The organism is Bradyrhizobium sp. 137 (genome assembly GCF_023074095.1).
GTDB lineage: Bacteria > Pseudomonadota > Alphaproteobacteria > Rhizobiales > Xanthobacteraceae > Bradyrhizobium.
Genome location: NZ_JADPKU010000063.1, coordinates 71,688 through 95,323, shown reverse-complemented (window position 1 = coordinate 95,323; position 23,636 = coordinate 71,688). Strand labels below are relative to the sequence as shown.

15 protein-coding genes are annotated in these 23,636 nt (G+C 61.1%); 9 read left to right on the top strand and 6 right to left on the bottom strand.

The annotated features are described in order from the left end of the window. The first annotated feature begins 64 nt into the window (after positions 1-64). Complete coding sequence (locus IVA78_RS19655; RefSeq protein WP_247467131.1) at positions 65-5,302, top strand: Ig-like domain-containing protein; 5,238 nt, start codon at positions 65-67, stop codon at positions 5,300-5,302. Here the strand turns inward: IVA78_RS19655 and IVA78_RS19650 are convergent. Continuing rightward, entirely contained in the window at positions 5,289-6,758 is a 1,470-nt protein-coding gene (locus tag IVA78_RS19650) for a lipopolysaccharide biosynthesis protein (RefSeq protein WP_247467129.1), read from the bottom strand. The genes IVA78_RS19655 and IVA78_RS19650 overlap by 14 nt on opposite strands. Positions 6,759-7,161: 403 nt before the next feature. On the opposite strand from IVA78_RS19650, the gene IVA78_RS19645 reads away from it, so the two are divergent. After that, on the top strand, positions 7,162-8,802 hold the full coding sequence (locus IVA78_RS19645) for a hypothetical protein (protein WP_247467126.1): 1,641 nt from the start codon (positions 7,162-7,164) through the stop codon (positions 8,800-8,802). After that, positions 8,792-9,250 carry a DCC1-like thiol-disulfide oxidoreductase family protein gene (locus IVA78_RS19640; RefSeq protein ID WP_247467123.1) on the top strand — a complete coding sequence of 153 codons (459 nt, stop codon included), beginning with the start codon at positions 8,792-8,794 and terminating at the stop codon, positions 9,248-9,250. Before IVA78_RS19645 ends, IVA78_RS19640 begins: the two co-directional genes overlap by 11 nt. Before the next feature lie 45 nt (positions 9,251-9,295). Here IVA78_RS19640 and IVA78_RS19635 read toward each other — a convergent pair whose 3' ends face one another. Both IVA78_RS19635 and IVA78_RS19630 read right to left on the bottom strand, forming a co-directional pair. Next, positions 9,296-10,459, bottom strand: a complete 1,164-nt coding sequence (locus IVA78_RS19635) for a glycosyltransferase family 2 protein (protein WP_247279523.1) — start codon at positions 10,457-10,459, stop codon at positions 9,296-9,298. A gap of 615 nt (positions 10,460-11,074) precedes the next feature. Continuing rightward, positions 11,075-11,365 (bottom strand): hypothetical protein, encoded by a 291-nt coding sequence (locus IVA78_RS19630; protein WP_130211929.1) that lies wholly within the window; start codon positions 11,363-11,365, stop codon positions 11,075-11,077. Between the two features lie 992 nt (positions 11,366-12,357). Here IVA78_RS19630 and IVA78_RS19625 point away from each other — a divergent pair. Continuing rightward, entirely contained in the window at positions 12,358-13,653 is a 1,296-nt protein-coding gene (locus tag IVA78_RS19625) for an acyltransferase (RefSeq protein WP_247467121.1), read from the top strand. Positions 13,654-14,001: 348 nt separating this feature from the next. Continuing rightward, positions 14,002-14,892, top strand: coding sequence for an aldose 1-epimerase family protein (locus tag IVA78_RS19620; RefSeq protein WP_247467118.1), 891 nt, complete (start codon positions 14,002-14,004; stop codon positions 14,890-14,892). An 8-nt stretch (positions 14,893-14,900) separates the two neighbouring features. Here the strand turns inward: IVA78_RS19620 and IVA78_RS19615 are convergent, their stop codons facing one another. Next, on the bottom strand, positions 14,901-15,749 hold the full coding sequence (locus IVA78_RS19615; protein ID WP_247467114.1) for an MBL fold metallo-hydrolase: 849 nt from the start codon (positions 15,747-15,749) through the stop codon (positions 14,901-14,903). Positions 15,750-16,016: 267 nt separating this feature from the next. Between IVA78_RS19615 and pgm the strand changes: the two genes are divergently transcribed. From pgm to IVA78_RS19595, 4 genes are all read left to right on the top strand, one after another. Then, the gene (pgm, locus tag IVA78_RS19610) at positions 16,017-17,663 is read left to right on the top strand and encodes a phosphoglucomutase (alpha-D-glucose-1,6-bisphosphate-dependent) (protein WP_247467111.1); all 1,647 of its coding nucleotides are present in this window, start codon (positions 16,017-16,019) and stop codon (positions 17,661-17,663) included. Positions 17,664-18,015: 352 nt separating this feature from the next. Then, positions 18,016-19,065 (top strand): aromatic ring-hydroxylating dioxygenase subunit alpha, encoded by a 1,050-nt coding sequence (locus IVA78_RS19605; protein ID WP_247279528.1) that lies wholly within the window; start codon positions 18,016-18,018, stop codon positions 19,063-19,065. A gap of 5 nt (positions 19,066-19,070) precedes the next feature. Further along, positions 19,071-19,823 carry a GntR family transcriptional regulator gene (locus tag IVA78_RS19600; protein ID WP_247279529.1) on the top strand — a complete coding sequence of 251 codons (753 nt, stop codon included), beginning with the start codon at positions 19,071-19,073 and terminating at the stop codon, positions 19,821-19,823. Positions 19,824-19,833: 10 nt separating this feature from the next. Continuing rightward, complete coding sequence (locus IVA78_RS19595; protein ID WP_247467108.1) at positions 19,834-20,814, top strand: PDR/VanB family oxidoreductase; 981 nt, start codon at positions 19,834-19,836, stop codon at positions 20,812-20,814. 126 nt (positions 20,815-20,940) lie between these two features. Here IVA78_RS19595 and IVA78_RS19590 read toward each other — a convergent pair whose 3' ends face one another. Both IVA78_RS19590 and IVA78_RS19585 read right to left on the bottom strand, forming a co-directional pair. Continuing rightward, positions 20,941-22,902 carry an EAL domain-containing protein gene (locus IVA78_RS19590; protein ID WP_247467105.1) on the bottom strand — a complete coding sequence of 654 codons (1,962 nt, stop codon included), beginning with the start codon at positions 22,900-22,902 and terminating at the stop codon, positions 20,941-20,943. A gap of 303 nt (positions 22,903-23,205) precedes the next feature. Next, on the bottom strand, positions 23,206-23,571 hold the full coding sequence (locus tag IVA78_RS19585) for a nuclear transport factor 2 family protein (protein WP_247467101.1): 366 nt from the start codon (positions 23,569-23,571) through the stop codon (positions 23,206-23,208). Between the last annotated feature and the right edge of the window lie 65 nt (positions 23,572-23,636).

The window sequence follows — 23,636 nt, the reverse complement described above, 5'->3', positions numbered from 1 at the left end:
TCCATAAGGCTCTTTTGAACGCGTGCATAGTTGTGTGCCACGTAATAGGAGCACGCAATCCATCATGACCATTATCACTGGAAGCGCCGGTGCTGACGTTCTGTTTGGCGGTACCGGAAATGATGTTCTGACCGGAGGAGCAGGCAGCGATACTTTCGTCGTCTCGAAGGGCTATGGCTCCGATACCGTCACTGATTTTCAGGCGGGCTTCGGCGGCGATGTGTTGCGATTGCAGAACTACGGCTTTGCGACGTTCGCCAGTTTCCTGGCAGCGGCCACCCAAGTGGGCTCCGATACGGTTGTAGCGCTGTCGTCAACCGAAACACTGACGCTGCAGAATGTCGCGCTTTCGACCTTGGTTGCAAGCAATGTCGCGCTGGACAATCCGCTGCCAGCGAGCGGAACGGCATGGAATTGGGCGGGTACCGTCCCTGCGGGAGGCACGCTGGCGACCGGAGCGACAAATGATGGCATGGAGGCCGGCGGCACGGGCGTCACGCTGATCGGCGGAGCAGGGGACGACACCTACTATGTCTATGACCACAACACTAGGGTCGTCGAGCAGGCCGGAGAGGGTATCGATACGATCCGCGTCTGGAACATCAACGGATACAGCCTTGTCAAAGCGCCGAACGTCGAAAACCTTGTCCTGACAGATAGCGTTCCGTCTCCCGCCACCGGCAATGATCTCAACAACATCATTGTCGGCAATGCCGGCGACAACATGATCGACGGCGGACGGGGGAACGATGTGCTGACCGGTGGGGCCGGTCGCGACACCTTTGTCGTGAGAGCGGGCAACGGCAACGACATCGTCACCGACTTTCAGGCGGGTGCGGGCGGGGACATCCTGCAGCTCAACAACACCGGCTTCAAGACGCTCGCCGATGTCACGGCGGCCATGAAGCAGGTGGGCACCGACCTTGTCCTGACAATCGCTGGCGGCGAAACGATAACGCTTGAAAACACCAGCCTCCAGAATCTCACGGCCGGCAATATAAACATCGTCAGTCCCCTGACCGGATTGGTCCAGACCTTCAACGACGACTTCAACACGCTGTCCGCGGGGCAGGATCCCAGCCTGACCTGGCGCACGAGTTATGCCTGGAGCGGAGCGGCAGGCTACGGGCTGGCCGGCGAACAGGAAGTGTATGTCGATCCCAGCTTTTCCGGGCTGCCGGCAACTCAGGCGTCAACGTCGCTTGGGCTTAATCCGTTCTCGATTCAGGACGGCCACCTTGTCATCACGGCACAGCCCTTGCCTGCGAGCGCCACGCCTTATACAGGCAGCGCCATTTTCTCGTCGGGCATGATCTCGACCCAGAACAGCTTTACCCAGACCTACGGCTATTTCGAGATGACGGCCACGCTGCCCAGCACAAGCGGCGCGTGGCCGGCGTTCTGGATGCTGCCCAGCACTGCCAATAATCTCAACACGGAAATCGATGTGCTCGAAGCATTTGGTCAGGATCCTGATCAGGCGCATTGGGCCATTCACTCACCCTACGCGCCCGCGACGAATGGGGGTTGGGCCAATACGGCCAACCTGACCACCGGAGAACACACGTTTGCGCTCAAATGGACGCCCTACGACCTGACGTTTTTCGTGGACGGGAAGGAGGTCGCGCAGCAGGCCACGCCCGCCGACATGAATACGGCGATGTACATGATCGCCAACCTAGCGATGGGCGGGAGCTGGCCGGGCAACGCCGCTCCAGGATCGACGGCGACGATGACCATCGATTCAATCAAAGCCTATCAATTGCCGGAATACACGCTTGCGAACTACACCCTGCTCACGAGTGGCGCGTCGACCAACACGATCGTGGGAAGCGCGGCTGTAGACACGCTGACCGGCACGTCCGGCAATGACCTGATCGGTGGTGCAGGAGGCGCGGATGTCATGACTGGCGGCGCCGGCGATGACACTTATGTCGTGACCGATTCCGGTGCGAAGATTGTCGAGGCCTATGGCGGGGGCATCGACACGGTAAACTCCTCGGTGACGTATACGCTTTCGAGCTACGTCGAGAATCTGACGCTCACCGGTTCGGCGGCCATCAGCGCCATCGGAAATATTCAATCCAACATCATCATCGGAAATTCCGCGTCTAACGTGATCACCGGCGGGCTCGGCAATGATACCCTGACCGGCGGCGGCGGTATGGATACTTTCGTATTCAACTCCGGCGATGGTTCGGACATCATCACCGACTTTTCTCCGGGATCGGGCGCCGCTCACGACGTCGTCCAGCTCAACGGCTTTGCCTTCACCTCATTTGCCGACGTGCAGGCGGCGATGACCCAGGTCGGAAGCGACGTCTATCTGAAGTTGACCAGCCAGGACACCTTGGTGTTCCGCAACACGACGGTCTCGGCATTCACCAGCGACAATTTCCAATTGCCAGCAACGCTCCCGGTTGGCGGGACGATCATGTCCTGGATTAGCGGGAAGGCGAGCAGCCGCATGGTGTACGGCACCGCGGCGAACGACAAGCTCTCGGCGGTCAATAGCGATGACACGCTCGTCGGGGGGAACGGCGACGATACCTACGTCATCGGAAGCGCGAACCAGAAAATCGTCGAGAATCCCGGCGGCGGCATTGACAGCGTGGAGGCGTGGACGTCGTACACGCTGACGGCGGACGTCGAAAACCTGACGTTGATGATGGGCGGGCTCGCGGGCGTCGGTAACCAATTGGCAAACCGTATGGTCGGCTCGAGCGGTGACGACGTCCTGGATGGCGCCGGCGGGAATGACTGGCTCTCTGGAGGATCCGGGAACGATACATTCATTCACTCTGCAGGCAGCGGCAACGATACGATCGCGGATTTCCACGTCTTCACGAGCGCGACCGCCGAACACGACAAGCTGATTCTGAAAGGTTACGACAGCGGCGCCTATTTGACCCATGTGAACGACGTGTGGACCGTTCGCTACGCGGGTGGAGCAGATGCGCTGCGCATTGCGGGCGTCACCAGCTTGACGTCGGCCGACTATTCATTCGTTTCCACGACGAATTCGCCGATGGCGATGACATCTATCGCCGTGCCGACGATCTCGGCGGTCAACGACAGCGGCTCGATCGTATCGGGCCTGATCAATATAAATCATCTGGTCCTCACGGGTCGCGCGCAGGCAGGTCTAACCGTCAAGGTTTTCGACGGGACAACTCAGATCGGCACGGCGATAGCCGATGGCAATGGTAGCTGGAGCATGGCGACCGCATTGCTGGCCGAAGGCGGCCACACCTTTGCCGCCGCAGCGATGGACGGTGTCGGCAATCTCACCGCGCTCTCAGCCGGGGTGAATGTCACCATCGATACGGTCGCCCCGAACGTGCCCAAGCTCGCGTCGTTCTCGCCAGACAGCAGCGTTGCCGGCGATGGCGTCACCAATGTCAACCACGTGAATTTGACTGGAGCCGCGGACGCCGGGAGCACGGTGCAGGTCTTCGACGGCGCGACGATGATCGGAACGGCGATCGCCGATACCAGCGGAGCATGGTCCTTTGCCACCGCAACGTTGGCGGACGGTAATCACACGTTTGCCGGCAAGACTGCCGACGCCGCCGGCAACGTCAGCGCTTCCTCCGGTGCGTTGAACGTCACGGTCGATACGCGTGCCCCGGTTGCACCTATCCTGACCTCGGGCGCACCTGGAGCTTCTAGCGCAATAATCGTGTCCGGCACGGCAGAAGCCGGAAGCACTGTCCGGCTGTACGAGGGCTCGACCTTGCTCGGCACGGGCGTCGCGGCGACAAGCGGGGCCTGGAGCGTCACCACCGGATCGCTCACGGCAGGGCAACACAGCTTCACCGCCACCGCCGCCGATATCGCCGGAAATTTGAGCCAGGTTTCGAATGCTTTCAGCTCCGCCGTCGGTACGGTGATCGAAGCGGCCGGAACGACATCGCTTATCAAGTCGGGAAGTAACTTCTACCTTTCGACGGCCAGCTCATCGGTGATCTTGAAGAATGGCGGAACGGCGGTTGTCGCGGGGCAGCTTGGCTCGTGGGTGCCAGTAGCTGCGGAAGCGTCGTCGAACGGCTATCTCGTCGCGTGGAAGATCCCCTCGACCGGTCAGTTCGCGGTCTGGAGCACCGACAGCAACGGCAATTTCGTATCCAACTATCTGAACAAGGTGTCCGGCACCGACCCGGCTCTTGAGTCGAGCGAGACCCTCTTTCACCAGGATCTCAACGGTGATGGCGTGATTGGTCTTCCACCAACGCCCCAGAAGGTTTCAGGCACGACAATCGAGGCGTCCGGCTCAACCAGCCTGGTTCTGGTCGGCTCGAATTACTTGCTCGACGCGATGACCAGCGGCGTGGGGCCGACCTTGAAGTACGGTGGCGTAGCGGTTGTGTCGGGACAGTTCGGCGCTTGGACGCCGGTGGGCGTGGAGCAAACAACCAGCGGCTATGATGTGGCCTGGAAGATTCCGGCCACCGGCGAACTCTGTGTGTGGACCACGGACAGCAATGGCAACTATGTATCGAACCTCCTGAACAAGGTGTCCCCGACCGACCCTGCTCTTAAAGCGGTCGAGACGACTTTTTATCAGGATCTCAATGGCGATGGTGTAATCAATACGTCATCGACCATCCTCAAGATCTCCGGAAATGTCGTATTGAATGTGGGCAATATGTCACAGGCCGCGACGGTCGACCCCGGCGCCACGCTCGAATTGTCCGGCGCCGCTTCGGGGTCGATCACCTTCAAGACGTCGACCGGCAATCTGGTGTTGGACCACGCGTCGCAATTTACGGGAACGCTCATCGGTCTGACGGGTGACGGCACCGCGTTCAATTCCAACCATATCGATCTGAAGGACATCGCGTACGGAGCGGGGACGTCGGCGTCCTTTTCCGGCAACACAGCCGGCGGTACGTTGACCGTGGTCGATGCCCAGAATCACACGGCAAATATTTCGCTTGTTGGTGACTACACCAGATCGACCTTCAACCTCTCGAGCGACGGAATGGGCGGCACGCTGGTGATCGATCCTCCGAAAACCAGCGTTGATTTGTCGGCGGTTGCCTCGTTACAGCCTCCTGCGACCGCACCGGCCGTCGGCCTCGCGGGCCTGGAAGATGGCGGGTTCGTGTTCGAGCAGTCCGCTACCTCCAATGCATATGACTTGATCAACGAGGCGTCTCGCGAATCTGCCAAGGCAGTGCTCCTCGCGGCGATCACTTCCCCAGATGTTGATTCAGGCTTTCATCAGGTCGACGCCGTTCACGCGGTCGCCCCCGTCGATATTCATCTGGCGGACTTGCATGGCTTCATCGTTCGCTGAAGGTCTTTGCCTTTCGAAAGACGTTGCGCAATACGCGTTTCGCAAGTGCCCGTTTCTGCGCGAAGAAGGACATGGCGAGGAGATATGATGCATAGGCAAGCGCCAGCAGCGTAACCAGCCCAGCGAATGAGTTTCCATCCAGCAATGAGATGATCGAAATCCTTGTGACGGTCGCCGCAACGGCACAACCGATCCAATGCGGGACAGTCGTCTTGATCAGGTTCCTTGTCGTCACAGGGCCATGACGACCGATCGATATCGCATAAAGCGGCAGCACGACGGTGCAGTTCACCAGCGTATACGCTGCGGCGATTCCAAGCGCGCCCCAGGGAAGACCGGCGAGGAATGAGGTCACGTTGATCAGGGCGGTCCAAACGCCGAGCCTGAAGTACTCCTGGCCACGGCCTTCACTGAGGAACAGCCAAGCTGCCGTCGCGGTCGCGACCTGGATCAAGCCCGCAACGCCAAGCCAGGAAAAAATCGGGGCTGCACCCACCCAATGCTCGCCGAGGAGAACTCTGAAGAGCGGCTCCGAGAGCAGGATGGCGAAGACGATGCCCGGCTGACATATGAGCATAACCATGGACAGGGCATCGTTGTAGGTGCTCAGATATCTCTCCTTATCGAAACGAAGTCGCGAAAGCAGCGGGACAATCACCTGGCCGATGGGGTTATGTAATTGGACGATCGGCAGCAGCAACAGCTTATAGGCCCGATCGTACAGTCCGAGTTCGTCGCCGCCTCGAAATTTGCCGATGAGAATGTTGTCCGCATTTCTCGAGAGATAGTTGACCAGATTGAACCCTGACACGTGCAGGCCAAATCGCGCCATGTGTCGCGTCTCGCTGTCCAGATGGGGATATCCAGGGCGATAGCCAGAATAGGCCCAGATCCCGACTGTCGAAATGAGCGTGAGAACGAGCGTGGACAGATAAAGTGCCCAATAGTCTCTCAAGATGATTACGGCGACGATCCCCGCGACAACGGAAGCGGTTGTCGCGGCGACATCCAGGATTGCCAGAGCCTTGAACCGGGACTCTCTGGCAAGTAGCGCCGCCGGAACGGTCGCAAGGCCGGCAATGAAGCTTAGGCCGGCAATTGCGATCATGAGCTGTTGAAGCCTAGTATCGTCGTAAAACAGCGCAACCGGATGCGCGCTCAACGCCAGAACGAGAGCAGATGCCGCGGAAGCGAGCACCGACAACCAGAACAGCGCATCGATCTGACCCTTGGCGATCTCCGTGCGTTGAATGATGGCCTGTCCAACGCCGACGTCCTTGAGGAGTCCGAGGAACGTTGCAGCGGTCGCAGACATGGCCAGCACGCCGAAGTCGGACGGGGCAAGATTTCGCGTCGAGAATATCGTCAAGACAAAACCGGCCGAGAGTTTCCAGGCCTGGGATCCGCCCGTTATGAGGATGTTGGTTACGGCCCGTGACTTGCTGTCTTTGTCCAACGAGCTCACCCTGCGATCTCAAACAGTTTCTTGCGCGGTCTTGCGCCTGCCAGCAAGTGCCTCGGGAAATCCAGTGCGCTGAACGATGGCGGTTCCGATCGTCTCCGGCTTTTAGCTTGGCCCTGACATGAACGGAAGACGTGATCGGGCGATGTGGGATCAGCGGAGCTGGGTCGAAACTGTTTTCAAACGATGGTCTGACCGTCACCAATGTCGACGTGGACACTTGTGGTCACATCAATGCCCGCAGTTTGTCATATTCAATTCGCAGTGTTGAGGTTCCCGCGGGATGATTTCGTTGGCACTCGCACCGGGAGAAGGACGAGCTGCGCTTGCGATGCTTGCAGATGGCTAGTGATTCTATAATGTTCGGTTGGGCGAAGCTCCGGAGGTCCCAGACGGGATGGCGTTGTATACCGTTGCATCACAGCAAGGAGCGCGGTCTAGCGTCTCGTCGCTCGCGGGACCTCTCTTCCTTCTTGCAGTAGCCGTCATTCTTTCTGCGATTTCGCGGCGGGCCGTCACGCACCTCGCGCGCTGGTCTGACATTTACGCTTTGGTGCTGGTTTGCTTGGCATTTGCCGGCGCGCTCGCCTTCAACTCCATTCGCTACCGTGATTTCTCGCCGCCATTGCGGATCACCGCCCTCGCGATCGGAATGACGATTTTCGTGCAGTTGCTGTTCGATTCATTGGGGCCTTTCGCAGGGCCCCCCAACATCCTGTTCGGTTCGAGCGACAAAAGTCTGTTCTTCCGCTACGGTGCAGTGCTTGCGGTTGTGGCAGGAATAGCCGCGATCTGGCGTCCTTCATTTCTGGTGCCGCTGTTCTATTTTTATCATGCATGGCGCGAAATGGTGAGCGTCGTGTCCGGCATCTTCGTGACCGAGACCGATTATCTCGGGATGCTCGACGTCGGTAACTTCGCCGTCCTTGGCGTGCTCGGCACGATCGTCCTCACCAGCGCCTGGGTGATGGATCGCGTGCCGTGGCTGCGAACTCTGTTCGCTTCTGCAGATAACGTGAAGCAGCTTCGCGATCGCGCCTATGGCTTGATTTGGGCGTGCGCCGTCGGGGCGCATCTCGGCAGCTATTTCTGGTCGGGAATCGCAAAGCTGCAGGCTGGTGGCGAGAAGCCATGGACCTGGCTGCTCGCAAATCCCACGCAAACCTCAATCCTGATGGGTCTCGAACGCGGCGACGCCCCGCTCGGCCTATGGCCGGGCGCGTTGCAGACTATCTGGGACGCGATCGTGAGCAACCAGCTGATCTTCAACGTCTTCGTGCTGGGTGCCCAGCTCCTGTCGCCCTTGGCTGCGATCTCGACGCGCGCGCTGTCGTTTTTCTGCCTGCTGTTCGACATCTTCCACATCGGCGTGTACTTCACACTGGGGGCTCTGTTCTTCTTCTGGATTGCGCTCAACGTGTTCATCGTAGCCGCGGCACGCACGCTGCCGCGTGATGGGTTCACCCCGGCGATGAAGGTTGTGATGGTCGTGACCGTCATTTGTGGCCGGTTCTTCTTCTACACCAATTACCTTGGATGGCTGGACGGGCCGAAGCTGGCAAGCCCGCGGCTTTTCGTCGAGACCCGCGATGGTCGCCAGGTTCTCGCGCCTTCCACGTATTTCGGCATCTACTCGTACATGATCGGGACCGGAACCATGTACATCCCTGAGAATCATTTCCGGGCTCGCGTTGGCGGCAACAACCACGATCTTGCGACTTGGCACGACGCGACCACCTGCGGCCCGGAGATCCTTCCGCGTCAGGACACAGGCGTAGCCATGGAGGCCGTGGAAAAAATGGTCCGCGAGACGGATCGCTTTTTCCGTGTCTATCCCTGGGTGAAGGATAACAACAGTTTTTATGCCTATCCGCACCACATGCTGTCCAATCCATGGCTGTACGGCGAATTCAACAAGCTGACCATGGACGATATTGTCGCCTATCACTATGTGGTGGACTCAGTATGCCTCGGCCTGGCGGAGGGCAAGCTTGTGCGCGACGTTCGGAAGCGAACGGACTATCGAATTGACCCATAGTGATGACGATATCTGGGTGGTCTATGACGGCGAATGCCCGTTATGCAGCCGCTATGTTCTGCTGTACCAGTTGCGGGAGCGTGGGCAGCGCATTCACCTGATCGACGCGCGTTCGGAGCATCCAATCGTGCGCGATATCCGCGCGCGCAACCTCGATCTCAATGAAGGCATGGTGGTTCGCTGGCGTGGGCGGCACTACTATGGGGCCGCTGCAATGCATCTGCTGGCAACGCTTGCCGGGGAGGCGACCGTCTTCAATCGCCTCAATCGGCTCGTGTTCTCCCGGCCCCGCCTCGCAAGGGCAATTTATCCAGTGCTGGTGCGCGGAAGGAAGCTTCTCCTTCGGCTTCTCGGCCGCAAGCTGATCGATGAAATCAATGCTCCAGAACAGCAGATATCGGTCGGTCCTTCCGACGAACACATCAAGCACAACGACGGGGTCCGGTAACGATTGGAGGAAGGCTCCAGCGCGCCTCCTGTGCAGAAAGCGGTGTCAGGGTTGTCGCGTCGCGGCCTGGTAGGCCGGGGAGAGACGCATCAGACCGCAACGGACAAGATCGTCTGATGATTGGTAGATCAGGCTATTGGGATAGATGAGCTCGAATGACGGATTCTGATCGAGCCGCTCCGCGTAGCGTTGATACTCGACCGAGCCGAGATAGTAGTTCCCCTCACGGACCGCGATTGCGACCTTATCGGTGAAGTCGTGAAGAAATTTGAAATGGAGCAGGGCGCCTGTGACGTCGCTTGCCTTGCCTGGTGGGGCCATCAGGTGACCGGCGGCGATATAGCGACGGCCGGGCGACCATCGGGCGAGCGGCACTTTAGTGAGCAGCGGTGGCTGCCAGCGCGTTATGTTAACTGCAGGCAGCAGCCGCGCCAGCCCGTATGGCTCAAGCAACTGTACAAGTGCGTCGTAAAGAGCGATCTTTGGCGGCATCGGTTCGTCATAAAACAGCCTCGCTCGCGCACCACCCACCAGGTAGTTGGTCGGAAAGCCGCGCCGACGGCGCTTCACATAGGTGTCGGAATCGAAGTAGGGGGAGAAAGCGATGAGGCTCTCGCCGGCATGGTAGCGCTCCGGACCGCCGAGCCAGCGTGGATACATATCGACCATTTCCGCGGTCATGCAATCAGCGCCGGTGCTCTCCAGATAACGGCACAACCATCGAAGATCAAAACGTTCGCAGCCGGGGTAGACGAAGAGTTCGTCTGCGTCGAGCGTCAGCGCCCACCGTCCTGGCGCGAATTGGTCGAGCACGGCGCTGGTCCAACGCGCACCACCACTTGATTCTGCAAAAGGCTCCCGAATCTCGAACACGTGAACATCCGGCTGATCGAGCAGGAATGCTCGCGTGCCGTCGTCCGAACGGTCATCGATCGCGAGGAAACGTCCGACTCCGAGCCGGCGATGATGGCGCAGGAAATCGGGTAATCGCAGCATCTCGTTGCGGAGCTTGCCGACAGCTACGATCTCATCGACGCCGAAGTCGAGGGGCCGGGTATCAATCCGGTGAATGACCGGATCGGGGCGCTGCTTGGTCCGTGATCGCGTTGGCGTCAAAAGTGCGACAGCCGCTTGACCCGTTACGATCGACTCTTGTAACGCGTTCTGCGCGCCATTGCCGCCCGCCGCTGCTCTCGCCGGCAATTCCATTTTAGATTTTCCAGCCAACCGATCACATCTGCATTATCTACGATAAAGACGGCGAATATAGGTGCTATGGACGGTCACGTTGTCTCAGCGGGTTGATCTAGCCTCATAAGTGCGTGGCGAGCTACAAATAGGCGCTTCTTCTTTGCAAGAGGAATATCGGCCGGCGGCGTCGCGTCGGTTCCAAATTGATTGCATTGCCCTTCATTCCCAAACGTCTTGAGCATACTTGATGTGTCGCTCCAGCTTGTCGCGCGTCGTGTCGTGCAAAGGCATTTTGCCCGGTCGGCTTTGTGCAACACAGCTATTCCGCGGAAGTTTCAAGGAGCCGAAATCAAAGTCAAAGAAGAAGCCTCCGCCACGCGTATTCAATTTGGTGCAGGAGATCTTTCGAGCCATTGAGCAGATTAGAGCTGTGGCCAACGGTTTCTGCGGAGCAGAACGCGTGCACGGGATCAATGCCGCGTAAATGAAGCGCTCACAAGCACACCGGCGGGAATGCGGCCCCGCGGGATGAACTGCATGGCAATTAAGCAGGTGCGGAGCTTCTACAGAAGGATGTAACAATGTACGACCATGCGACAACATTCTCGCTGGCCGCTCATGATAGGGGGCTGACTAGACTGCGATTTGCGATTCAGGCATCTGCGGTGATGCCTCCGACTGCACCTGGTCGAGCACCGAGAGGTTCGCGATGAGCAGATAGATCAGCAGGCTCGCGCAATAGACGACTTGCAAAATTACCGCGCTGGCGACGAAGGCTATCGCGCCCGTGGCGAAACCCTGCTCAAGGCCCAAATACCACGCTGCAACCAGGATCAGCATCGTTGCGGGAATAAGAGCGTATGCGCGAAGAAAACGCCCCAGAAGAACACCCGCCACGGCGCTTGCGATCATCAGCACGACCAAAATCTGCCCTCCTGCTCTTGCACCAGAGATGTTCCGGACGCATGACGGGCCGTATTGTAGCCACAGAGCCGCTAAAAACATACCACTTTTGTACGGCCATCGCCAGTCTTTGGTGCGGCTGCCGCTGCGCTGCGGGCGGGCGGCTCTGTTCTGGAACGTGCTCGGTCGTCGGCGCGATCCCCTGGATTCCGGAGTTCTCCTGCTGACAACTTGGTGCTTTTCGGTTCCAGGGGTTTACTTTCCCCCGGTGTGCTCGACCTCCGCAACTGGCGGACTCGCAAATGCGGCAAGAGGCTTGTGAGCAAGGCGCCCCGGAGGAGACCGGTCCTAGCCCCCCTGCTTTTTACGCAGCAGGAGCCCGACTAGTTCTTCGAGGCTCTGCTCAATGTCCACGGACTGCAAAGATCCGGTATCGGGCTCAGAGGAATGCGGCTCGATCAGACGCAAGCTTGCGCCGGCAGGCGCGGATTTCGCTGGCTTCGGCTCCCGAATGGATACGGGTTTAAGCGACTGAGGCATGTCATAGTTCGTCTGCTCAGTCATTGTGGGTTGAGGTGTGGCGTATCGCGTCCTGGTGCTTTCATCCGAAGATGGTCGCCTGGTTCTGAGCTCGGGCGAAACGTAGGGCTGCAAGTTCAGGTACTCGGCGTGCCGCTTACGAGAGATCAGCTCACGCGTGCCGTAGCCGGCCGCGAAGCCAATCGCGAGCAGAACAAATATGATGAGGAGCCCAACCATCAAACTATACGCGCCCACTCATAATTCTGCCTCAGAGTTAACCTGCTACCGTCCATATCCTGTAGTTGATAGATGCCGTAATTGACGATTTGAAGGCACGTCGTTCGGCGTGTCCGGGTGAGGCTGCGCTCGCCTGAGGATCGCTTCCAACGAGTGGTGAGGTGTTCGCGATACGAGATATTCGCTGTGATCCGCCGAGGCGCCAAGTTGCTGGTTAACGCGCCCCCAGTTTGGCATCGCACGCGTCGAGAGTGATGCGACAGCCATCGATTGACAGGTCGCTCAACGTAGCGAGCATCGCAACAGGCAACCAGAATACCGAGATCGCCGTCTTGTCGTTACAATCCCCAGGTTCCACCATCATAGCCGGTAGTCGCGCGCAGAAGATCGGGGCGGTCAACGGTTTTCGCGGACTCGCCATCCTGATGGTGATCCTCTTTCACTTGCTTGTTCCGTTTACATCCAGCGCGCCGGCGTTTCCCGGCGAACTTGATCCGAATGGTCTCTTGGCCATTGTCGCAAAGCACGGCTTCTTGGGCGTAAATATCTTTTTTGTGCTCTCCGGATTCGTTCTTTACCTGCCCTATCGCACCAAGAAGCGGGCCATCGATCGGCTCGCCGACTTCCCGCATTTCTATTGGCATCGCGCAGCCCGGTTGCTTCCACTTTACTATACGGTTGTCCTCGTGACGGTTGCACTCCATGCCAAGTCGCCCGCTGGGTCGCACGCGTGGTATCTGGAGCTCGGCGGACTCCTATCTACGCTCTTCATTTTTGTGCCGCACGGGTTTATGCCGCCCTCCAATCCCGTATTGTGGTCCGTAGGCGTTGAAATCTGGTTCAGCCTTTTATTTCCGCTGCTGATTCTTCTGATCGCGCGCTTCGGCCTTCGAAGGCTGTTGCTCTTGAGCGTCGTCATCTGCTCAGCTTTTGTGATGGCTGGGCATCTTATCGCGGTGGATCGGATTGGGATGTTTCGCCCGTTTGTGGGCGGAATATTTGGGTCGTGTTACCAGTTCATTTTCGGAATGTTGGTTTGCGATCTCTACGTCAAGTCCAGGGACAGCGTTTCACTTAGGAGATTTCAGTCGCGGGGGCTGCTGCCCGGACTGCTGCTGATGATCGCCGCCATATATCTCAAGGATAACGGCCCCTGGGCTGTGAGCATTCTCTACGCCACGATCTTTTGCGCCGGGTTTTCCATGGTGCTGCTGGCGGTGTTGTGCGGGGCATGGTCCGCAAATCGCTTGTTCGAGGCATGGCCCATTCAAATCGTCGGATGCATGTGCTACAGCATCTATGCGTGGCATTCGATCATCATGGTTGAAATGATCCCGCCCGATACGTCTCCGTTCCAAGACACGCTTCGACTTTCATTTCCGTATCTTGCAATAACGATCCTGCTAAGTGCCCTGAGCTATCGCTATATCGAATTCGGGCATCAGGGGGACTGGAGGTCGTTGTTCCTGTTGCGCAACTCCAATTCCGACGAGCTCACCGGCGCTGGGGTATCCCGTCGTGCTGAGTCTAAACCGGTCGCATCGTCCTAAGAGGACTCCCTGCTGGGACATCTGGGACTGCGGGTCAAAGGTGTGTTCGGTGCTCGAGTTCGCGGCTGCGCCTCAGTCCTGTGGCAAAGTCGAGGGCGTTGCGGACCTCGGCGGCTTACTTTTGTATCCCGCCTAGCGCGACGGCTCTGAAGGTCCGACGGCGTGACAACCTAGGCGCTGATCATGCGATTTGCTGCGCGTCGCCGCGGTGTCGAGCGATGGTCCACAGAACGAACCAAAATTTTCTTTTACATTTCAACGCTCTGCGCAAGCAAGCGCCTTCGATGACCGTCACACCTCTGCCGGCGTCGCCTTGCTGCGTGGGAGGTCGCGGTGTAGATGTGGCGCATGAGCGATGACACTTACACGCTTCGAAGCGGCCGGCTCAGCGCGACCGTCAAGGCGCATGGCGCCGAACTGTGCTCGCTCAAGGACGGCGGCGGCATCGAATTCGTCTGGCAGGCGGGGCCAGAATGGCCGCGCCATGCGCCGCTGTTGTTTCCGATCGTCGGGCGCCTCGCCAACGACGAATTGCGGCACCGGGGCAAGACCTATCGCATGACCCAGCACGGCTTTGCGCGCGACAGCCGTTTCGCGTGGACAGAACGCGGCGAGGGCCGCTGCACGCTGGTGCTCGAAGACAGCGAGGCGACGCGCGCGGTCTATCCGTTCGCATTCCGGCTCACCGCTGCCTATGCGATCGACGATTCCGGCCTTGATCTGACGTTCACGATCGCCAATACCGGCAAGGAGACATTGCCGGCTTCGCTCGGTGGCCATCCCGCCTTCAACTGGCCGCTCCAAGCCGGACGAGCGAAGGAGAGCTATGCGCTGACCTTTGCAAACGCGGAATCGGCTCCCGTCCGCCGTCTCGACGGCGGCTTGCTGCGCGCGGCAACGGAGCCGAGCCCGGTCAAGGATAGAGCGCTGCCCCTGTCCGAATCCCTGTTCGTGGATGACGCCATCATCTTCGGCCGCATCGAGAGCAATTCGGTCCGCTATGCCGCCGGGCAGGGCGCAGCAACCGGGCCCTGGCTGAAAATGTCCTGGCGCGGCTTTCGCGAACTCGGCGTCTGGTCGAAACCGTCGGGCGCGCCGTTCCTCTGCATCGAGCCCTGGCGCGGCCATGCCAGCCCCGCCGGCTTCGACGGCGAGTTCACCGAGAAGCCCGGCCTGATGCATATCGCGCCGGGTGCGCAAGAGTGCTTGTCGTTCCGGATCGAAGCCGGATCGTCCTGAGATCGCCCTCAGAGCTCGATCCGCGTGAGGTCCTCGCCGAGCACGACAGGACCTGAGTAGTCCTGCCGGACATCGTTGAGCAGCGCGCTCAGCATGGCATCGTCGGTGCGCGGCCGGTGATGGGTCAGCGCGAGCTTCTTGACGCCGGCCTTGGCCGCGACTTTTCCGACCGCGTCGCCGCAGGCGATCGTGAATTTCGCAAGCCGGCGCAGGTGCTCGTTGCTGATCTCCGGCGTTGCGAGGAAGCAGCACTGAACGAGCAGGTCGGCTCCCTCCGCCAATCGCTCGAGGCCGGGGCAGGGGACGGTGTCGCCGGAAATCGCAATGACCTTGCCTTCCGCCTCGAAGCGGTAGCCGAGGCACATCCAGCGTTGGAGGAAGGCAGGCGGCATGTCGAGACCGTCGCCATGCGAGACGAGTTCGGCGCTGATCTTCCAGCGGCCGGTGTCGAGAACCGGACCCGGCACGATGTCCGTTGCGACCACCGGTTTCCAGCCGCCGAAGGTCGGCTCGCCCCGATCCCGCCAGATGATGTCCTTGTCGTAGACCTGCGTGATCAGCGTGTTGACCAGTCGTTCGGTATCCGGCGGGCCATAGATGCGCAGCTCGTCCTTGCGTCCATGCATCCACGAATTCAGCATCACGTCATAGAGATCGCCGATGTGGTCGAAATGGTGATGGGTGAGGAAGACCGTGTTGATGGCGCCGAGCGGCACGCCAGCCTTGCTGAGCTGCACCATAACGCCGCGGCCGGCGTCGATCAGGATGTTTTGGTCGTGGAGCCTGATCAGCGTGGTCGTCGCCATCCGGCGCGGATCGGGGCGTGGGCCGCCGGTGCCGAGCAGTATGACCTCCATGGCGCTCCTCCAGATACAGCCTCTTGCGACGCACACTAGATGCGAAACTCGCGGCGGGGCAAGCTGCGAGGTGATTAGGTTGGCTCGCCTTCCGTCATCGAGATGCGCAGATCACCTCGTGGGGCCGGTTTCATCAGAACGACACCCGAGTGTGAGGCGCAGCCGGCGGAAGGAACGCCCCCTCCTTCGCGCGTGTTGTGCCCTTGGCGGGGTGCCGGTCGGTGCTATTGTATCCCGCGATCGCTTGCGACAGGACGAGGTATTTCAGTGGCTAATGTTGATCCCGCGGCGGGCAAGCAGGCCTCGCCGGACGCGCTCACCAATATTCCGCGGCTGGTGACCGCCTATTTCGCCGGCAAGCCCGACGCGGCCGACTCCGCGCAACGGGTCGCGTTCGGCACCTCGGGTCATCGCGGCACATCGTTCAAGAACACCTTCAACGAGGGCCACATCGTCGCGACCACGCAGGCGATTTGTGATTACCGCCGAGAAAAGGGGCTGACGGGCCCGCTCTTCATCGGCATCGATACCCATGCGCTGGCAGAGCCCGCGCTCACGAGCGCCGTCGAGGTGTTCGCGGCCAACGATGTCGATGTCATGATCGACAAGGACGGCGGCTACACGCCGACGCCGGTGATCTCGCACGCGATCCTGACCTACAACATGGGGCGTACGAGCGGCCTCGCCGATGGCGTCGTGATCACGCCCTCGCACAATCCCCCGGAAGACGGCGGCTACAAATACAACCCGCCGCATGGCGGCCCCGCCGACGCCGACGTCACCGGCGTGGTCGAGAAGCGCGCCAATGCTTATCTCGCCGATGCCCTCAGGAGCGTGAAGCGCGTCGACTACGCCAAGGCGCGCAAGTCTTCGAAAGTCCACGCCTACGATTTCATCACACCTTATGTTGCCGATCTCGGCAATGTCGTCGATCTCGACGTGGTCAAGTCCGCCGGCGTCACGATCGGCATCGATCCGCTCGGCGGTGCCGCCGTGCATTACTGGCATCCGATCATCGATCGCTACGGCCTCAAGGCCACCGTCGTGAACGAGGCGATCGATCCGACCTTCCGCTTCATGACGGTGGACTGGGACGGCAAGATTCGTATGGACTGCTCCTCGCCTTATGCGATGGCGAGCCTGATCGGGATGCGCGACCGCTTCGACGTCGCCTTTGCCAACGACACCGACGCCGATCGCCACGGCATCGTGACGCGAACCGGCGGCCTGATGAATCCGAACCATTATCTTGCGACCGCGATCTCCTATCTGTTCGTGCACCGTCCGGACTGGGGCAAGGATGCCGCGATCGGCAAGACCGTGGTGTCGAGCTCGATTATCGATCGTGTTGCGAAAAAGCTCGGCCGCAAGCTGATCGAGACGCCGGTCGGCTTCAAATGGTTCGTCGACGGCCTCCTCACCGGCGGCTTCGGCTTCGGCGGCGAGGAGAGCGCGGGGGCCTCGTTCCTGCGCCGGGACGGCACGGTCTGGACAACCGACAAGGACGGCCTCATTCTTGGTCTACTTGCTGCCGAGATCATGGCCAGGACCGGCCGTGACCCCAGCCAGCTCTTTGGCGACCTTACCGCCGAGTTCGGCGTGCCCCATTACGCGCGTACCGACGTCGCGGCCACCGGGCCGCAGAAGACCATCCTGAAATCGGTCACGCCCGAGCAACTTGGCCTGAAAGATCTCGCCGGCGACCCCGTCCGCGCCACCCTGAGCAAGGCGCCCGGCAACGGCCAGCCGTTCGGTGGCATCAAGGTCGAGACCGATTTCGGCTGGTTCGCGGCAAGGCCCTCGGGGACGGAGGACGTCTACAAGATCTACGCCGAGAGCTTCCGCAGCACCGAGCACCTGACGCGAATTCAGGAGGAGGCCAAGGCCGGGCTGAAGAAGGTGTTCGAGACGTAAGGCATCTTGTGGCGGCGGACGCTCTCTTATCCTCCCCTGGAGGGGGAGGTCGATGGCGCGTAGCGCGAGCGGGGTGGGGTGATCTTTCCTCTTGGGTAGGCCCGTGTGGAGAGATCACCCCACCCCGCTCCGCATTCCGCTTCGCTCCATGCGAAGCGACCCTCCCCTCCAGGGGAGGGTAAGAGGGCGCCGCATGCGGTTATTGCTCTCTTCGCGGAAAATAGACCTCCGGCCGGATATGTATACAGCTTCACTGGCAAAGGTATTATAGTGGGCCGCTTTTTAGCTTGAAGGTTTCAACTCCACTGCTATTGTATACATAACGTATTCAGGAGCCGTGGGAGTGAGACCGATGACAAAGCCCTTCCCGATGAACGCCTGGTACGCTGCGGCATGGGATGCCGAGGTGAAGCCGGCGCTGTTGCCGCGGACGATCTGCGGCAAGCATGTCGTGATGTACCGTAAGGCCGACGGCTCGGTGGCCGCGCTGGAGGATGCCTGCTGGCATCGCCTGGTGCCGCTGTCCAAGGGACGGCTCGAAGGCGACACCGTCATCTGCGGCTATCACGGCCTGAAGTACAACGCGCAAGGGCGCTGCACCTTCATGCCCTCGCAGGAAACCATCAATCCGTCCGCCTGTGTCCGGGCCTATCCGGTGGTCGAGCGTCACCGCTACATCTGGCTCTGGATGGGTGATCCCGCGCTGGCCGATCCCGCGCTCGTTCCGGACATGCACTGGAATCACGATCCGGCCTGGGCTGGCGACGGCAAGACCATCCACGTCAAATGCGACTACCGCCTCGTGCTCGACAATCTCATGGATCTCACCCACGAGACTTTTGTGCACGGCTCTTCCATCGGTAACGATGCGGTGGCTGAGGCGCCGTTCGACGTCACCCATGGCGAGAAGACGGTGACCGTGACGCGCTGGATGCGCGGCATCGAGCCGCCGCCGTTCTGGGCCAAGCAACTCGGCAAGCCCGGTCTCGTCGACCGCTGGCAGATCATCCGCTTCGAAGCCCCGTGCACCATCGCCATCGACGTCGGCGTGGCGCCGACCGGCACCGGCGCGCCGGAAGGCGACCGCTCACAGGGCGTCAACGGTTTCGTGCTCAACACCATCACGCCGGAAACCGAGAAGACCTGCCATTATTTCTGGGCGTTCGTGCGCAACTATCGCATCAGTGAGCAGCGCATCACCACCGAGATCCGCGAGGGCGTCTCCGGCATCTTTCACGAGGACGAGCTGATCCTCGAAGCGCAGCAGCGCGCGATGGACGAGAACCCGGATCGTATCTTCTACAATCTCAACATCGATGCGGGCGCGATGTGGACGCGCAAGCTGATCGATCGCATGGTGGCGAAGGAAAACGCGCCGCAGCATCTCCAGGCCGCGGAATAGCCGACATGGCCGAACGTGAGGTCGACCGCTCCGTCTCGCAGACCGTGAAGGCGCAGCTCGCGCTGCGCGACCAGATCCTGTCGGGCGTGTTGCGTCCGGGCGAACGCATCTCCGAGCTCCAGGCGGTGGAGACCACCGGCGCCTCGCGCACGCCGGTGCGCATGGCGCTGGTGCGACTGGAGGAGGAGGGCCTCTTGGAGGCGATCCCCTCCGGCGGCTTCATGGTGAAGGCGTTCTCGGAGCGCGACATCTCCGACTCCATCGAGCTGCGCGGCACGCTGGAAGGCCTCGCCGCACGTTTCGCCGCCGAGCGCGGCGTCTCCGCGCGCGAGCTCGAGCCGCTGAAGGAGTGCCTCGCCGCGATCGACGAATTGCTGCGCCAGGTGCCGATCTCGGTCGATTCCTTCTCGTCCTATGTCACGCTGAATGCGCGCTTTCATGCGCTGCTCACGGAATTGTCGCGCAGCCCGCCGTTGATTCGCCAGATCGACCGCGCCTCCGCGCTGCCGTTCGCCTCGCCCAGCGGCTTCGTGATGGCGCAATCGGCGCTGCCCGAGGCGCAGCAGATCCTCATCATCGGGCAGGAGCATCATCGTGTCGTGATTGACGCGATCGAGAATCGCGAAGGCGCGCGCGCAGAGGCCGTCATGCGCGAGCATGCACGGCTCGCGGTGCGCAACCTGCGGCTCGCGCTGCGCAACCGGACCCATCTCGACCTCTTGCCGGCGCTCGCGCTGATCAAGACCGCAACCGATTGAGGGCACAGCCATGCGCTTCATCGAAACCTGGATACCGGCAACGCTCGTCTCGACCCGCGATCTCGCACCGAGCATCCGCGAATTCCTGATCCGGCCGGATCAGTTCGATGGCGCCGCCTACCCGGTCGGCAGCCACATCAATGTCAACGTCACCATCGACGGCCTGCCGGAGACGCGGTCCTATTCGCTGGTCGGCGAAGCCACCTCGGCTGGTTTCAAGATCGCGGTGCGCCGCGCTGATGATCCCCGCGGCGGCTCGCGCTACATGTGGTCATTGCAGCCAGGCGCGCGGCTCGACATCACCCAGCCCGCCTCGCTGCTTGCAGTGGATTGGAGGCGGGAAAACTATTGCCTGATCGCCGGTGGCATCGGCATCACCCCGATCCTTGGCGCCGCGCAGGCGCTGGCCCGCCGCGGCGCTGACGTCACGCTGCACTATGCCGTGCGCTCGCGCGCCGAAGCCGCCTATCTCGATGATCTCGCCGCGCTGCTCGGCGATCGCCTGGTCGTTCATGCCAGCGACGAAGGCGCCCGGCTCGATCTCGACGTCCTGTTCGCGTCGGCGCCCAAGGGCGCGCTCGCGCTGTTCTGCGGCCCGATGCGCCTGCTCGATGCCGCGCGCCATGCCTGGATCGGCGCCGGCCATCCGCTTCCGGATCTCCGCTACGAGACCTTTGGCTCCAGCGGCACGCTGCCGACCGAGACGTTCCGGGTGCGTCTGAAGGACTCAAATGTCGAGCTCGAAATCCCGCGCGAACGCTCGATGCTGGACGTGCTCAACGCCAGCGGCCACGACGTGATGTATGATTGCAAGCGCGGCGAATGCGGCTTGTGCGCCATCGACGTGGTCGCGGTCGACGGCGAGATCGACCATCGCGACGTCTTCTTCAGCGACCATCAGAAGCAAAGCAACCAGAAGATCTGTGCCTGCGTCTCCCGCGCGAGGGGCACGATCACCGTGGATACGCTGCTGCGGGCGGACGCGATTTGAGGCGAGGTCGTCATGCCCGGGCTTGCCCCGGGCATCCACGTTCTTCGAGCCCTTTGGTTAGCGTGGATGGCCGGGTCAAGCCCGGCCATGACGCTGTGGAAGCGTCAGCATCTCACACTGCGGCCTTCAAGCCGCGTAAATCGCCCGATCCTTCTTCGTATCCAGCAGCGCCAGCACGGCATCGGCCGCCACCGGCCGGCTGATCAGATAGCCCTGCACCTCGTCGCAGCTGATCTGGCGCAGATATTCGAGTTGGTCGGAGCTCTCGACGCCTTCAGCGACGACACCGATGCGCAGGTCCCGCGCGAGCGAGACCACCGACTTCACGATCGCAGCGCAGTCCGGCTGCACCAGCACGTCGCGGATGAAGGACTGGTCGATCTTGATACGGCTGAACGGCAGCTTGCGTAAATAGGTGAGCGAGGAGAAGCCCGTCCCGAAATCATCGAGCGCCACGGTGACGCCGAGCTCCAGCAGCGCATTCAGGACCGATGCGGCCGAGCCGTATTTCGACAGCAGCATCGATTCCGTGATCTCGATCTCGAGCCGCCTCGGAGAGACCTTCGCGTCGGCAAGCGCCTGCACGATGGTCTGGAGGATGCCGGTGTTGTGAAATTGTGCCGCGGAGAAGTTCACCGCGACCCTGATCTGTTCGGGCCATTGCGCCACCGTCGTGCAGGCGCGGCGAATGACCCATTCGCCGATCTCGTGGATCAGCCCGGTCTCCTCCGCGATCGGTATGAATTCGCTCGGCGGCACCAGTCCGCGTACCGGATGCTGCCAGCGCAGCAGCGCCTCGAAGCCGGTGATGCGGTTGTCGCCTAGACCGAGGAACGGCTGGAACACCAGGAACAGCTCGTCCCTCGCAATCGCGCCCGCGAGGTCGGATTGCAGCGCCTTGCGGTCGCGGGACACCTTGTCGTCGCTGGTCTCGAAGAAGCAGACCGTGCCGGCTCCCGTCTTCTTGGCGCGATAGAGCGCGGCGTCGGCATTCTTCATGAGGTCGAACGGCGTGTTGCCGTCGCGCGGCGCCAGCACGATGCCGACGCTGGTCGCGCCGACGATCTGGCGGCCCTCGATCTGGAACGATTCCGTGAAGGCCGCGACGAAGCGCTCGGCGATCTCGAGCGCATCTTCGGGCCGCGCCACATTGTTCATGACCAGCGCGAATTCGTCGCCGCCGATGCGCGCGACATGCTCGGCCGCGCGCGTGCAACGCTGCAGGCGGCTTGCAACCTGGACCAGGAATTCGTCGCCGGCGGGATGACCAAACTGGTCGTTGACCTCCTTGAAGCGATCGAGGTCGAGCAGCAGCACCGCGAATTCCTCACCTGATAACGCCAGCCGTTTGAGCGCGGCATCGAGCGTTTCGTTGAAGGCGACGCGGTTGGGCAAATGGGTGAGGGGATCCTGCCGCACCGTGCGCTCCGCCTCGAGCTGCTGCATCACGCGACGCGCGAACGAGAACGAATTGACGAACACGCCGCGGAGCAGCACGCTTCCGTAGACCACGACGAGGAATGCGATCAGCAGGAAGGCGAGATCGCCGTTTCGGCCCAGGCAGATGGCGATGCCGAGGAAGATGGGCGCCGTGAAAGCGATGGCCGCGATCGGGATCGTCGCGAAGGCCAGCGCGCCGCCCGCCAGCATGCCTGAGCACAGGCACGTGATGACGAGTTGGCCGCCGGTCGAAGCGTCGGAGAAGAACGCGACTGGGACGATGCCCCAGGCCGCGCCAAGGATGAAGGCGTTGCGCACCAGCCGGTGCATGGCACGGCGCGAGACGAATTGCGGCTTGGTGATGCGGCGCGTGGCGTGGGATTGCAGGCCGAATGCGATCGCAGCGGCGGCCACGGCGACCGCCCAGATCAGGGCCGGCATCCGGTCCGGCGACTGCCACAGCGCGATGGCCAGCACGATGGCGTTGCAGGCATTGGCCAGCATGATGCCGACGGAATAGCCGAGCACCAGCGACATCTGTTCGGCCCTAATATGACCGGCGACGGCCTCGTCGGTTGCAGGACCGCCTAACGCCGACAGATCGCCGGCGAACAGCCGTGCGAAATAGCTGGTCGTTTGAGTCCGCATTCGAGAGCCTGGCAGCATCGGCCGTTGGTCCGGCTAGAAGCTGAGAATTCGCTACAAACCTTTGACGAACTATGAATTATGCTCGGCTGCGACCGCCGCCGTGACCACTTCTGCGTGTTCGAAACGAGGGTATCGATAACAAATCGATACAAATGCGCTATGGCAGGGGATGATGTTCGCCCCTAACTCCGCTGTCATGCCCCGGCCTGGGCATCCAGTACGCCGCGGCCTATCGATTGACTATTGGCGTCTCGGCGTACTGGATCGCCCGGTCAAGCCGGGCGATGACACCGGTGTCCGCAATCATCGCCCCAACTGCTTCGGGTCATAATAGAACCTCTCCTCGATCAGCTGATCGCCCCGCCAGGTCTGCCAGGCGACCTCGTCGAACGTCCGGGTGATCCCTTCGGCGTTGGTGAAGCTGAAGCACCAGCGGGTCGCGACATGGTCGCCCTCGATCAGGCTCGGCCCAATGCGCACGGCCTTGACCTCCTTCGAGGCCGCCAGCACGCCGCGCTCCTTGGCGATGAGCTTATCGCGGCCAACGGTCGGAGCAGCGTTGTTCTCGTAGGTGACGGCCTCAGGCGCGCAGAACTGTTCAATGGCGCCGATGAAGTCTCCTGCTTCCAGCCGCTGCGCAAACGCTTCGACAATGTCACGACTCGGCAATGGCACACCTCACGAGTAAAACCGACTGATAGTCGGTAAATACCGACCGGTGGTCGAAAAGTCAA

Coding starts and splice junctions, on each gene's coding strand:
- IVA78_RS19655 (WP_247467131.1), top strand. CDS start 65: ATGACCATTATCACTGGAAGCGCCGGTGCTGACGTTCTGTTTGGCGGT.
- IVA78_RS19645 (WP_247467126.1), top strand. CDS start 7,162: ATGGCGTTGTATACCGTTGCATCACAGCAAGGAGCGCGGTCTAGCGTC.
- IVA78_RS19635 (WP_247279523.1), bottom strand. CDS start 10,459: ATGGAATTGCCGGCGAGAGCAGCGGCGGGCGGCAATGGCGCGCAGAAC.
- IVA78_RS19625 (WP_247467121.1), top strand. CDS start 12,358: ATGCGACAGCCATCGATTGACAGGTCGCTCAACGTAGCGAGCATCGCA.
- IVA78_RS19620 (WP_247467118.1), top strand. CDS start 14,002: ATGAGCGATGACACTTACACGCTTCGAAGCGGCCGGCTCAGCGCGACC.
- IVA78_RS19615 (WP_247467114.1), bottom strand. CDS start 15,749: ATGGAGGTCATACTGCTCGGCACCGGCGGCCCACGCCCCGATCCGCGC.
- IVA78_RS19605 (WP_247279528.1), top strand. CDS start 18,016: ATGACAAAGCCCTTCCCGATGAACGCCTGGTACGCTGCGGCATGGGAT.
- IVA78_RS19600 (WP_247279529.1), top strand. CDS start 19,071: ATGGCCGAACGTGAGGTCGACCGCTCCGTCTCGCAGACCGTGAAGGCG.
- IVA78_RS19595 (WP_247467108.1), top strand. CDS start 19,834: ATGCGCTTCATCGAAACCTGGATACCGGCAACGCTCGTCTCGACCCGC.
- IVA78_RS19590 (WP_247467105.1), bottom strand. CDS start 22,902: ATGCGGACTCAAACGACCAGCTATTTCGCACGGCTGTTCGCCGGCGAT.